10 protein-coding genes are annotated in these 12,938 nt (G+C 50.9%); all 10 read left to right on the top strand.

The window, feature by feature from the left end; all coding sequences use genetic code 11:
- Window positions 1–326 precede the first annotated feature (326 nt).
- The 10 genes from ACX1C1_RS01365 (at window position 327) to ACX1C1_RS01320 (ending at window position 12,847) form a co-directional block, all read left to right on the top strand.
- Window positions 327–1,274 (top strand): carbohydrate ABC transporter permease, encoded by a 948-nt coding sequence (locus ACX1C1_RS01365; protein ID WP_458955406.1) that lies wholly within the window; start codon window positions 327–329, stop codon window positions 1,272–1,274.
- A gap of 70 nt (window positions 1,275–1,344) precedes the next feature.
- The gene (locus ACX1C1_RS01360; RefSeq protein ID WP_458957565.1) at window positions 1,345–2,133 is read left to right on the top strand and encodes a carbohydrate ABC transporter permease; all 789 of its coding nucleotides are present in this window, start codon (window positions 1,345–1,347) and stop codon (window positions 2,131–2,133) included.
- 223 nt (window positions 2,134–2,356) lie between these two features.
- On the top strand, window positions 2,357–3,760 hold the full coding sequence (locus tag ACX1C1_RS01355) for an ABC transporter substrate-binding protein (protein ID WP_458955405.1): 1,404 nt from the start codon (window positions 2,357–2,359) through the stop codon (window positions 3,758–3,760).
- Window positions 3,761–3,874: 114 nt separating this feature from the next.
- Window positions 3,875–5,695: a sensor histidine kinase gene (locus tag ACX1C1_RS01350; protein ID WP_458955404.1), complete on the top strand. Its 1,821-nt coding sequence runs from the start codon at window positions 3,875–3,877 to the stop codon at window positions 5,693–5,695.
- A gap of 1 nt (window position 5,696) precedes the next feature.
- Entirely contained in the window at window positions 5,697–7,301 is a 1,605-nt protein-coding gene (locus ACX1C1_RS01345) for a response regulator transcription factor (RefSeq protein WP_458957564.1), read from the top strand.
- Between the two features lie 12 nt (window positions 7,302–7,313).
- Window positions 7,314–9,206, top strand: a complete 1,893-nt coding sequence (locus tag ACX1C1_RS01340; protein ID WP_458955403.1) for a heparinase II/III family protein — start codon at window positions 7,314–7,316, stop codon at window positions 9,204–9,206.
- Window positions 9,203–10,375, top strand: a complete 1,173-nt coding sequence (locus tag ACX1C1_RS01335) for a DUF2264 domain-containing protein (RefSeq protein WP_458955402.1) — start codon at window positions 9,203–9,205, stop codon at window positions 10,373–10,375. Before ACX1C1_RS01340 ends, ACX1C1_RS01335 begins: the two co-directional genes overlap by 4 nt.
- Before the next feature lie 221 nt (window positions 10,376–10,596).
- Window positions 10,597–10,878, top strand: a complete 282-nt coding sequence (gene groES, locus ACX1C1_RS01330; protein ID WP_087571121.1) for a co-chaperone GroES — start codon at window positions 10,597–10,599, stop codon at window positions 10,876–10,878.
- Between the two features lie 47 nt (window positions 10,879–10,925).
- Window positions 10,926–12,560 (top strand): chaperonin GroEL, encoded by a 1,635-nt coding sequence (groL, locus tag ACX1C1_RS01325; protein WP_458955401.1) that lies wholly within the window; start codon window positions 10,926–10,928, stop codon window positions 12,558–12,560.
- A gap of 149 nt (window positions 12,561–12,709) precedes the next feature.
- A complete protein-coding gene (locus ACX1C1_RS01320) occupies window positions 12,710–12,847 on the top strand; it encodes a hypothetical protein (protein ID WP_458955400.1) in 138 nt (45 codons plus the stop codon).
- The last annotated feature ends 91 nt before the right edge of the window (window positions 12,848–12,938 follow it).

Raw genomic sequence — 12,938 nt, 5'->3', positions numbered from 1 at the left:
AGATGCAGACCCATGCATAGACTTGCGAGATGGTATGCAAAGAAGAGACAGCGCGTGCGATGGATGAGTTCGGTGCGCCAAAACGCTCTTGTAATCTGCATGCACATGAAGGACGAACATCGGAAAGCCGTATGAGGGAAAACCTCACGTACGGTTTGATGAGGAGGGGCAGAATAATTTGCCCTTCCTTTACTCTTGCTGTCCACTTCTCTCCAGTCCCGTCAAAAAAGTCAAAATAACGGTATAGCCGATCAAAATAGCGTTAAAGGCGAGGCGTCTTTGTTTTCTATAATACGAGTAAGACATCGATAAGAGGAGAGGTAGAGATGCAAACGACAAAGACGACGACGGCAACCACTGTGCAAGCAGCGCTCAAGCCGAAGCGGAGCCAAGGACGATTGCAGCGTCACGAAACAATCGCCGGCTTTCTATTTATTGGACCGATGCTGATCGGCGTATCCATATTGACGCTTATTCCGATCATCGCGACTTTCTTATTATCGCTCGCCGACTGGAACTTCATTGCGGGCATCAAGGATATAAAGTGGGTAGGCTTCGATAACTTTGAGAAACTATTCCAGGACGACATCTTCTTGAAGTCGATGCGCAATAACGCCCTGTTCTTGCTAGGTGTGCCGATCTATCTGATTATTTCGATGTTCCTGGCCATCGTGATCGACAAACATATTTATATGAAGGCATATTTCAAAGTGGCCTACTTCATGCCGTACATCTCCAGTATTGTGGCGGTCGCCATTGTCTGGCAGGTACTCTTTAATCCTTCGGCGGGGCCGGTTAACCAGTTCCTCATGTCAATCGGCATCGACAATCCGCCCAAGTGGATCGCTGATCCCAAGTTCGCGCTCGTGTCGCTTATGATGATCTCAGTCTGGACTGCCATTGGCTTTAACATGATCGTCTATATCGCTGGTCTGCAGTCGATCCCAAGAGACTTGTACGAAGCGGCAGAAATCGATGGCGCGGGCACTTGGACAAAGTTCAAGAGCATTACGTTCCCGCAGCTATCCTCTACGACTTTTTTCCTGCTGGTAACGGGCATTATATCGACTTTCAAGGTGTTTGATCTGATCGCTGTATTGACCAAAGGCGGACCGTTGTCCTCCACGAGCATGATCGTCTGGCAACTGTACGACACCGCGTTTGTTAACCTGAAAATCGGATATGCATCATCGATGGCGGTCGTCCTGTTCGTCTGCGTCCTGGCTATTACGTTGCTCCAATGGATCGGTCAAAAGAAATGGGTCAATTACTAACGAGAAGGAGGAGAGAATCTTGAACGCAACAACAACTGCTGCTTTACGCAAAGGAATCCTCACAGCCATCATGTTTGCTCTCAGCATCGTGTTCCTTCTGCCATTTCTGTGGATGCTGTCCGCATCCTTCAAGATCGAAGCCGAGGTGTTCACGTATCCCATCAAGTGGCTGCCAACGCAGTGGAATGCGATCGATAATTATAAGGAAGTATGGGTGGGACAATTCCCGTTCTACAAATATTATTGGAACACGGTCAAGGTAACCGTCGCGACAACGGTACTATCAGCTATCATCTCCGCGCTTGCGGCATACGGCTTCTCCAAAATCCAATTCGGAGCCAGCAAATATTTGTTTCTAATCGTGCTTGCGACTTACATGATTCCGCAGCAGGCCATTCTTGTACCGCAGTTTATTCTGTATCGTCAGATCGGCTTCTTCGACAGTCATCTTGGCCTGATCCTGCTAGGAAGCTTTAGCGTACTAGGCACGTTTATGCTTCGCCAATTTTTTATGGGCATTCATAACGAGTTTATTGAATCGGCCAAGATTGACGGAGCAGGGCACTGGCGCATCTTCTGGCGCATCGCCTTCCCGCTTGTCCGGCCGGCAATTGCCACGTATGCGATTCTTCGATTCATCTGGACGTGGAACGATTATCAGAACCCGCTCATCTTCCTGCGGACAGACGCTTTGTATACCATCCAGCTGGCGATGCAAAAATTCACAACGATCAACGGAGAATTTTATTCCTTGATGATGGCGGCAGCCGTGTCCGCAATCTTGCCGCTCCTCATTATGTTCGTCATTGGTCAGAAGAGTGTCATCGAAGGCATCGCGTTAGGCGGTGTCAAAGGTTGATGGTGGTGCCGTCGTCTAAACGACATCAACCGCTGTTTCAATGATACAGCACGCATGGCGGTCTTCCAGAAGGTAAAAATAGTCGTATTTGTAGTCAAGATAGTAGTATAGAGCTTCTGGAAGCGCTTGCTACAATAGAGTCAAGGAAGCAGATGTAAGTGAAAAACGGCGTATAAGCCAGCTTTCTGTAGTATAGTGGAGATACAAATTGGGAGGGGTACGGATGTTGAAAGGGAAAAAGGCGGTTTTCGTGCTTGCATTGTCGGCGGTCGTTGGATTGACGGGCTGCGCGGGTAATAATGGCGGCAATAACGGTAATACGTCGGGGAACGGAGGCTCGACCAAGGCGCCTGCGGAATCTCCGAAGGCGGCGGATGAACAGGTCACGATCCAGCTTCATACATTCGGCAATGAAGCCACGTACAATTGGCAGAAAACCGTGGCGGCATTCCAAGAAGAATATCCAAACATTAAAGTAAATGTGAACGTGCTGAGCGAAAAAGGCGATTCGCAAGAAGCGCTCCAGAAGCTGGATCTTGCGGCTTCCTCAGGCGAAGCGATGGACGTAGTGATGTTCTCGGATCCGGCGAGCTATGCACAACGGGTTGGTCTTGGCATGGTAGCACCGCTTGACGAATATATCACGGCCGAGGGCTTCAAGGTAAACGAGGATTACAAAGTAGACACAACGCTTAACGGCAAGATCTATGCATTGCCGGGCAAGTTCAACCCATGGTACGTGCTGCTAAACAAAACGGATTTGGACAACGCGGGACTTGAAGTGCCAACCGACTGGACATGGGAAGACTTCACGACATATGCCAAGACGCTTACGACAGGCGAAGGCGCAAAAAAACATTACGGCACCTATTTCCACGGACCGCAGAACGGCGGCTGGATGGAGTTTATGAAGCTGGCTCTTGCGAACCAAGCCGACAACACGGAATTCCTGAAGGAAGACGGCACGATGAACTTCGACAATCCATTATTCCGCAAGACGCTGGAGCTGCGTGTGCAGATGGAGAAGGAGGATCAATCCGCAACGCCATATACGGATATGTTGTCGCAGAAGCTGCATTACCGCAATCAATTCTTTAACCAAGCTGTCAGCATGATTATGATTGGCAGCTGGATGAATACCGAGCTAGGCGGCACAGACCAATTCCCGCTTAACTTCGATGTAGCAGTAGCGCCGATTCCGAAGAACAGCGCAAGCGATGCAGGCGGATATACGATGGTTACGACGGACTATGTGTCTGTTGCAGCGGCATCCAAAAACAAAGAAGCGGCTTACTCATTCGTACGCTGGTATACAACGAAAGGCCAGATCGCGCAAGGGAAAAACATCCCGGCATGGAATGGCGTAGATCAAGCGGAGCTGGAAAGTATCATTGATATTATTCTTGGCGGTACTAAGAATCCGGAGAAGGTTGACAAAGCTTCCCTGTTAAACACATTGTCGAACGCCAAGTCTTCCAAAATCATTCCTCCGGTTACCTATCAGTCCGAGATGTACAAAGTAATCAACGAAGAATACGAGAAGCTGATCTACGGTCAGCAGGATGTCGATCAAGTCATCGCGGCGCTTAATGATCGCGTACAGAAAATTATCGATGCGAACAAATAATAAGTTATACTTGTAGCAATAGCATAAAAGAGGTGCAGAGTGACAAGCTGCACCTCTTTTTATTCCAGATTAGTCCGAGTAGCCGCAAGTTTGATTGAACAGGAGGAGTCACGTATGTCAGTCCCGCGCAAGCCATGGTTGTGGTCGAGATCGTTCCGCTTCCGTCTGATGGTTACGGCCGTCGTCTGCATCCTTGTGCCTGCGTTTATTACGCTGGCTCTTTATAATATGCTGACCAAGGATGCCGTTAAGGAAGAAGCGATCGTGCAGGCCCGGCAGAAGCTGCAACTGGTGGATGGTTACGTGACGAGCCTGTTCGACGACATGCTGGCGATCGCGAACAGTATACAGAACGACTCCTCGGTTAGTATCGTGCTGAAGGAAATTGCCAACGGCAAGATGTATGAAGGACCGAACGGCGAATATGAACGATTCCTGGATCAGTCTAAAATACTGAGCAAAATCGATTTTTTGACGATTCAGGGAGACTCCGCCTACGTAACGATTCTGCTGAAGGACGGCACCAAGTTTACGAATTATAACATCTCGGATTTCGATCCCATCAAATTAAAGGATGAGCCTTGGTTCGACCAATTGGATAGTTTGACCGGGCTGCAGTCTCTTTGGGTCGGTACATCACCGACCGTATTTCCAATTGAAAGAGTGAATAGTCCCTACCAAATTACGATGGCTAGGACGCTCCGAGCTGGCGTACGACCATATGGATACGTCATTGTTACGATTATGGAGAAAGACGTCAGCGGCATCTTCAGCCGATTGGCGGAGGGCCAAGAGACGACGCTGCTAGGCAGCGATGGACGGATCATGTCGCATCTCGACAAAGACAAGATCGGGGAAACGTTTACGCATGGCGATACGCAAAGCAGCAGCTCCGATCTCGTTCATGTGGACGACGAAAGCTACATTCTTACTTCACAAAATCAGAAGCTGACAGGCTGGGAGCTTGTCTCGCTGACACCGTACAAACAAGCCGTATTTAAACTCAATTCCATCTTCAATCGAGTGGCGGTGCTCCAGCTTATATCCTTTGTAGTATTTGTATTATTGTTTCTATATTTGCTTGGCAACTTCACACGCCCGCTTGTACGGCTGGGCAAGATGGCAGAGACGGTGCAACGGGGCAATCTCGAGGTACGATCGAATATACGCGGCAACGACGAGATCGGGTATCTCGGACTGTCGTTTGACCATATGTTAGACCGGGTGAAAGGCATGATTGCGGAGATCACTATGACGCAATCGAGGAAACGCAAGGCGGAGCTTGCGATGCTGCAAGCGCAGATCAATCCGCACTTTCTATTTAATGTGCTCAATTCGATCAGGATGAAGGTGATGCGCGGCGGTGATCTGGACAGCGCTGAGATGATGGGCTCTTTGTCCAAGCTGCTCCGAATGACGATCATCCAGAGCAAGGATACGATCCCGCTGCATGAGGAGCTCTCGATCGTAGGGGATTACGTCAAGCTTATGAACATGAGGCAAAGGGAGAAGGCGGAGCTGCGGCTAGATCCCGCCCCTGATACCTTGATGTGCCGTGTGCCGCGCTTTTTCCTGCAGCCGCTCATCGAGAATGCGCTTATTCACGGACTTAGTCAACGTGCAGGCGTGATTTCGATTACGGCGCGGACGAATGATCAGCATATGGTGATTAACGTGCAAGACAGCGGACAAGGGATGGATACGGATAAATTGGAGACGCTTCGTAATAAATTGCAGGCTGGCAGCATCAGCGACGAGATCGGCGATGAAACCAGCGGCAGGTTATCGGGAATCGGGCTGTATAATGTGTGCGAACGGATGCGAATGACGTATGGGGAGTCGTTCCGCATTGATGTGAACAGCGGAGTAGATGAAGGGACAACGATTACAATGATCATTCCTATGCAGAGAGCGGAGGTGGACGAACTTGTATAAAGTGATGCTCGTAGATGACGATTATCCGGTTCTGGAGCTCATTCATTATGCGATCGATTGGGAGAGCCTTGGATTGTCCGTCATCGGGATGCATGAGAATGGAGCCCGAGCGCTGGAAGCCTCAGAGATCGAGATGCCGGATATACTGATCACGGATATCGGCATGCCTCAGATGAACGGCCTAGAATTGATTGCGAAGCTTAAGGAAGTGAAGCCAGGTCTTCGAGCGGCTATCTTGTCCTGCCATGACGAATTCGAATATGCGCGGCAAGCCATGAAGCTGCAGGTGCAGGATTATTTGCTCAAGGATACGCTTGACCCCGCTGCGATACGGACGCTGTTATCGCAATTCATCGCGAGTCTGGAGGAGGAGCGAGAGCATCAGTCCAAGCAGCTTCGTATGGAGAGTTTGGTTGACCGCAATCGTTCTCTTATGAAGGAAAAGTTTATACGCGCGACTCTGCAGCAGCCCATGTTAGACTTTGGGAAATGGCAAGCGGAGCTTGCCGGATTCGGCTTGCCGCTGCAGCAAGGAGAGACGATCATTCCCGTCATAGGGCTAGTCGATGAATATAAGGCTGCGAAGCTGCGGTTCCAATCCGAGGAGGTGCTGCGCTTCGCTGTTGATAATGTGCTCGAGGAAACGATATCGAAGTGTGGTCTTAAGGCTGTCCATTTTCAGTACAGCACGCAGGAGACCATATTGCTGGCGGCGTTTGCTGGAGGACTGAAGGTGAATGGATACGACAAGACAAGGGAGCTGCTGCGAACCCTTCAGGCTGCTATGAGAAGTCTGAAGCTGTCCATGTCGTTCTTGATCGGAGAGAGCTGCCCAGGGGCAGAGGGGCTTAAGACTGCATTGAAAGGGATTCAGCAAGATAGTCTCTCGCGGTTTTATCGGCAGCCAGGGGAGATCATCCGAACGGAGGAGAAGCAGCCGCAATTGTACGACCCGATCAAAGACTTCCAGAAGTCGAGCGAGAAGCTGCGGGATCTCATCTTAGGCAAGAAGGTAGTGGAGATTCAATCGGCCGTGGCCGAGTGGCTGGATGAAGCGGCGGAGCGGCGTCCAGATCCGGCGGCCGTCAAAGACTGGGTGCTTCGTATGCTGCTCGATACGAGGCTTAAGCTGCAGTCCGTAATGGACTATCGCTCTGCCGGGCGGGGGGAGATGCTTCCTAACGAGGCGCTTGAGCTGGATACGCTTGCCGAACTGAAGGAATGGATGATCGGCAACTGCTTGTCCATTATTGCAGCGGATATGTATGGAGGACCCTCCAGCAAACGCGAGGAGATTGCGGAGGCTTGCGGATACGTGAAGCAGCATCTGGATCGCAAAATTACACTCGAAGAGGTGGCAGAGCAGCTCTTTATGAATCCCAGCTACTTTAGCAGACTGTTCAAGAAGGAGACTGGGGAGACCTTTATCGAATATGTTACGAGAATGAAGCTTCATCGCGCCAAAGAGCTGCTGGAGAACAGTGCTGCTCCCGTCGGAAAAATATGCGAGACGCTCGGTTACGACAACCAAAGCTACTTCATTAAGCTATTCAAATCGTTTGCGGGCGTTACGCCCGTCGAATACCGTAGCCAGTTGCGCAAATAAGGAGTGGAAGATGTGGAGTGGGGACAGAAGGAATCGAGATCATTATTTGAGCTATTGTCGGACCGGGTGCGCGGATTCGAGCTGATAGGCGGTCCGGAAAAGAAGCAAGAGATGGTGCAGAGACTGAGAGGGGATCAATCTCTCGCAGCCATGCTCGATGAGATCGAGGCGGAAGCGGAGCGACTGTTGGCGGAAGCAGAGCCAATCCTGACGGACCAGCTCTTCCGGTTGTTCGGCGAAACCGGTGAGCGGCTGCCTTATGAGCATGTGTACTTTGCCAAGCGCAAGAGGTTGAATGCGTTCGCGCTTATGACGTGGCTGAAGCCGGAGACGGGGACGGGGATCTACGCGGATGGTCTTCGCCAGATTGTACGATCAATCTGCGACGAGTGGACATGGGTGTTGCCCGCCCACTTCGACGAGGAACGAGGACCCTGGGGCTATATTGATTTGTTCGCAGCCGAAACAGGGCAAGCGCTTACGGAAGTCGCCGTATTGCTGGGCGATGTTCTAGGCGAGGATATAGTTGCGCGTATCGCCGAAGAGGTGGAGCAACGGATATTCGAGCCTTTTATGTCCAAGGGACCATACCGCTGGGAGAAACTCGCCAACAACTGGTCTTCGGTCTGCGCGGGATCGATCGGCATGGCAGCCATTTATGTAGTGGAGGATACGGAGCGCTTAGCTACTTTACTCGAGAGGGTACATGCGGCAATGGATGCGTTTTTGTCGGGATACGGACAAGATGGGGCTTGCCTGGAGGGGTATTCGTATTGGCAGTATGGATTTGGTTATTACATCTATTATATGGATCTGCTTAAAGCGGCGACTAGCGGCAGATTGGATGGATTCGCTGAGCGCAAGGTAGAAGCTATCGCGATGTTCCAGCAGCGGTGCTTCACAAGCGAAGATATGGTTGTGAGCTTCTCGGATTCGCCGGAGCGCAGCGGTGTTTATATGGGGATGACGAATCGGCTGCGCCGTGAGTTCCCGAGCGTGGCATCCCCTGATATATTGCTTCGGGTACCCTATGCGACGGATCATTGCGGGAGATGGGCGCATGCGTTCCGCAATGTGATCTGGGCGACGGATTCAACGGGGGCTGCCGCAAATGAGATGGCGGGATCTGGGGCGGTCAAGGTCGGTTGGCCTGCGGAAACACGTTTGATGGAGGACGCGCAATGGTTTATTTCTCGAATCGTACCTGGCAAGGGTGATTCCTATTGTTTCGCCGCCAAAGGGGGACATAATGGGGAGCCTCATAACCATAATGACGGCGGTCAATTTCTCCTTCATGCGAATGGAGAAGCTTATCTGGCCGATCTTGGCAGCGGGATGTATACGAAGTCTTATTTTGGACCCGAGCGGTATTCGTATTGGTGTAACGGGTCTCAAGGGCATTCCGTTCCCATCGTGAACGGGGCCTATCAGGCAGAGGGCAAGGATCGGAAGGCGACTATAATCGATGCAATGATTAGTGAGGCGGAGGATCACTTTGCAGTAGAGTTGAAAAGAATGTATCCGGAATCAGCAGGTCTGCAATCATTCGAGCGAAAGTTTAGGTGGTGCAAGCTCGGATCGCCCGCGCTTACGATTAGCGATCGATTCTCCGTTGATGATCATTTAGCGGAAGCGTCGTTGTCCATTGTGGAGAGGTTTATAACAAGGAAGGAACCTCGTATGTTAGAAGAAGGGTTTCTTGTGCTGGAGCAGAACTATCTACTGATGATCAGATATGACTCTGACTGTTGGAGACCGGTCGTGGAGCAGCGGAAGGACTTTGATCATTTTGGTCAAGAGCGTCACTGGTATACATTGGACTTCCTTCCTACAGAAGCATGGAGGAGCCATATCATCGAAGCCGAATTTACATTTACTTTCCTACCCGAGGAGGATGCGAGATGATGAAGGAGATGCAATTGGGAAATCGCGATTATTGGATACAGCGATTGAGTGAGGTGGCCGAGCCGGTATTACTCAAGATGGCTGAAGGCAAGCTGAAAAGCGAGATGCCGGTGGAAGCGAAGGATGGGCTGCTGGAGGACCGAAAAAACTTTACCTACCTGGAGGCGATTGCTCGATTGTTGTGCGGAATCTCGCCATGGCTGGAGAACAGGGAAGGCGCAGCAGATGCCGACGAAGAGGCTCTCCGTAGTCGATATAGCGATTTGGCGCGACGCGCGATAAGAAACGGCGTTGATCCGAATTCGCTGGATTACCTGAATTTTTCTGTTGGTCATCAGCCGATCGTCGATGCGGCATTCCTTGCTCAATCGCTGCTTCGCGCGCCGAACGAATTGTGGGGCAAGCTGGATGTAGAAACCCAGCGCCAAGTTATCGCGGGGCTGAAAGCGACGCGCACCCGCAAGCCGTATCCTAACAATTGGCTGCTGTTCGCCGCAATCATCGAGACGTTTTTGTTTGTTGCAGGAGAGCCGGACTGGGATCCGATGCGCGTCGATTATGCAATCAGGCAGCACGAAGCCTGGTATGTAGGCGATGGCGCTTATGGCGACGGACCTCAGTTCCACTGGGATTATTACAACAGCTTTGTCATTCAGCCTATGCTCATTGATATATTAGCCGTGTTACATACGCAAGATGTCTCATGGGATCGGTATTATGCTGCAGTGCTTGAGCGGGCGAAGCGATATGCAGCCGTGCAAGAGCGGATGATAGCCTCGGACGGAACCTTCCCGCCGATGGGCCGGTCGCTTGCTTACCGCTGCGGCGCCTTCCAAAGCTTGGCGCAGAGCGCTCTGCGAGGCGAGCTGCCTGAAGATCTAGCATCAGGTGCGGTCAGAAGCGCGCTCACGGCCGTCATCCGGCGTACGCTGGATGTGCCGGGTACCTTTACGGAGGAAGGCTGGCTGACGATCGGGCTTGCCGGTCATCAGCCTGAGCTGGGCGAAAGTTATATTTCGACGGGAAGCACGTATTTGTGCTCAGCTGTTTTCCTCCCGTTGGGGCTGCCTGCATCCGATCCATTCTGGAGCGAACCTGACCGGCCATGGACATCAGTCATCGTCTGGAGCGGGGAACATGCGTCGATCGATTCGGCGTTGAAATCATAGAGGTTCGAAATACGCTGTCTTCATGCCCGTCTATCCTTATATTTAGCTTAAATCCTAGCACCTCCGTCTACTGGCGGAGGTGTAAATTTTGCGAAAAAAGGTTGCTAGGCACTTGAAATTGGACGGGAAGTTGAGTATGATAAAAATGGCTGTTAGCACTAAACGCTTACGAGTGCTAACGATGTACAATAAGCGACAAATTTAGAAGGAGGCTATTTTCAATGATTAAACCTTTGGGTGAACGCGTATTGATCGAACCAATCGCGAAAGAAGAAACAACTGCAAGCGGCATCGTGCTGCCGGATACGGCTAAGGAAAAGCCGCAAGAAGGCAAAGTTATCGCTGTAGGCAGCGGTTCGTTGAAAGACGGAGTACGCGTTGCATTGGAAGTAAAAGAAGGCGACCGCGTTCTGTTCTCCAAATATGCGGGAACAGAAATCAAATACGAAGGCAAAGAGTATTTGATCATGAAAGAAAGCGACATTCACGCGATTTTCGGCTAAGTTCGCATACACATACCTTATTTTAACCAATCGGGAGGTTAACGATTATGGCTAAAGAAATTAAATTCAGCGAAGACGCTCGCCGCTCCATGCTGCGCGGTGTCGACGCTCTTGCTAATGCAGTTAAAGTAACACTTGGTCCTAAAGGCCGCAACGTTGTACTTGAGAAAAAATTTGGCAGCCCGCTCATCACGAATGACGGCGTATCCATTGCCAAAGAAATCGAGCTGGAAGATGCGTTCGAGAACATGGGCGCTCAACTGGTTAAAGAAGTAGCAACAAAAACAAACGACGTAGCTGGCGACGGCACGACAACTGCAACGGTTCTGGCTCAAGCGATGATTCGCGAAGGTCTCAAAAACGTAACAGCTGGCGCTAACCCAATGGTTATCCGCAAAGGTATCGAGAAGGCTGTGAAAGCAGCTGTAACCGAGCTTAAAGCGATCTCCAAGCCAATCGAAGGCAAACAATCCATTGCGCAAGTTGCTTCCATCTCCTCCGCTGACGAGGAAGTTGGTCAACTGATTGCAGAAGCAATGGAGAAGGTTGGCAACGACGGCGTTATTACTGTTGAAGAGTCCAAAGGCTTCAACACGGAGCTGGAAGTGGTTGAAGGTATGCAATTCGACCGCGGCTACATCTCCCCTTATATGATCACGGACACAGACAAGATGGAAGCGGTACTCGACAACCCTTACATCCTGATCACGGACAAAAAAATCACGAACATCCAAGAAATTCTGCCTGTCCTGGAGAAAGTTGTACAATCCGGCAAGCAGCTTCTGATCATCGCGGAAGATGTAGAAGGCGAAGCGCAAGCGACGCTGGTACTGAACAAACTTCGCGGTACATTCACTTGCGTAGCGGTTAAAGCTCCTGGCTTCGGCGATCGCCGCAAAGCTATGCTGCAAGATATCGCGGCCCTTACAGGCGGCCAAGTGATTACAGAAGAACTTGGACTTGAACTTAAAGGTACGACAGTAGAGCAACTGGGCTCCGCTCGTCAAATCCGCATCACGAAGGAAAACACGATCATCGTTGACGGCGCTGGCAACTCCGCTGACATCGTTGCTCGCGTAAACCAAATCCGCGTTCAATTGGAAGAAACAACTTCCGACTTCGACAAAGAGAAGCTGCAAGAGCGTCTGGCTAAACTAGCTGGCGGCGTAGCGGTTATCAAAGTTGGCGCGGCTACTGAAACTGAACTGAAAGAACGTAAGCTTCGTATCGAAGATGCCCTGAACTCCACTCGCGCAGCTGTGGAAGAAGGTATCGTATCGGGCGGCGGCACGGCTCTGGTTAACGTATACAAAGCGGTTGCAGCTGTTGAAGCAGATGGCGACGAAGCAACAGGCGTGAACATCGTTCTTCGCGCTCTGGAAGAGCCAATCCGCACAATCGCAGCTAACGCTGGCCAAGAAGGCTCCGTTATCGTTGAGCGTCTGAAGCACGAGCCAGTAGGCATCGGCTACAATGCGGCTTCCGGCCAGTGGGTTAACATGTTCGACGCTGGTATCGTCGACCCTGCTAAAGTAACGCGTTCCGCACTGCAGAACGCAGCTTCCGTAGCGGCTATGTTCCTGACAACTGAAGCCGTTGTTGCTGACAAGCCTGAGCCTAAGGGCGCTGGCGGCGGCATGCCTGACATGGGCGGCATGGGCGGCATGGGCGGCATGATGTAATGAAATCATTATCGAAGTAATTCGATGATGAGCGACCACGCTTAAGCGGTAGATTTCATCGCCGATGGAGCAGAGTGCGCTCCATGCGGTAATCATCAGGCAAACTCCTGATATAGTAAGGAAAACGGGACCTTTAGGGGTCCCGTTTTTTGCGTATTATCACAATCAGCATCGTCAAAACCATATCATCCATTTCGAAGTCGGGTACGGATCAGTCCGTCTTAGGAGGCTGCAATTCGATGTCACGCAAGGATGAGAATATTATGTATGACCTTGCAAGTGCCTGATCTCCAGAAGATCAGGCTCTTTTCGTTGGTTGCCGGAAGCGAGTTGCAAATGCGAACCTAAAGAATTCTTTAACTTCCTCACAGGGGCTAA

It is taken from the genome of Paenibacillus sp. strain BS8-2 (genome assembly GCF_054483835.1).
The sequence above is the reverse complement of the archived record's forward strand: the minus strand, read 5'-3'. Positions and strand labels throughout refer to the sequence as shown.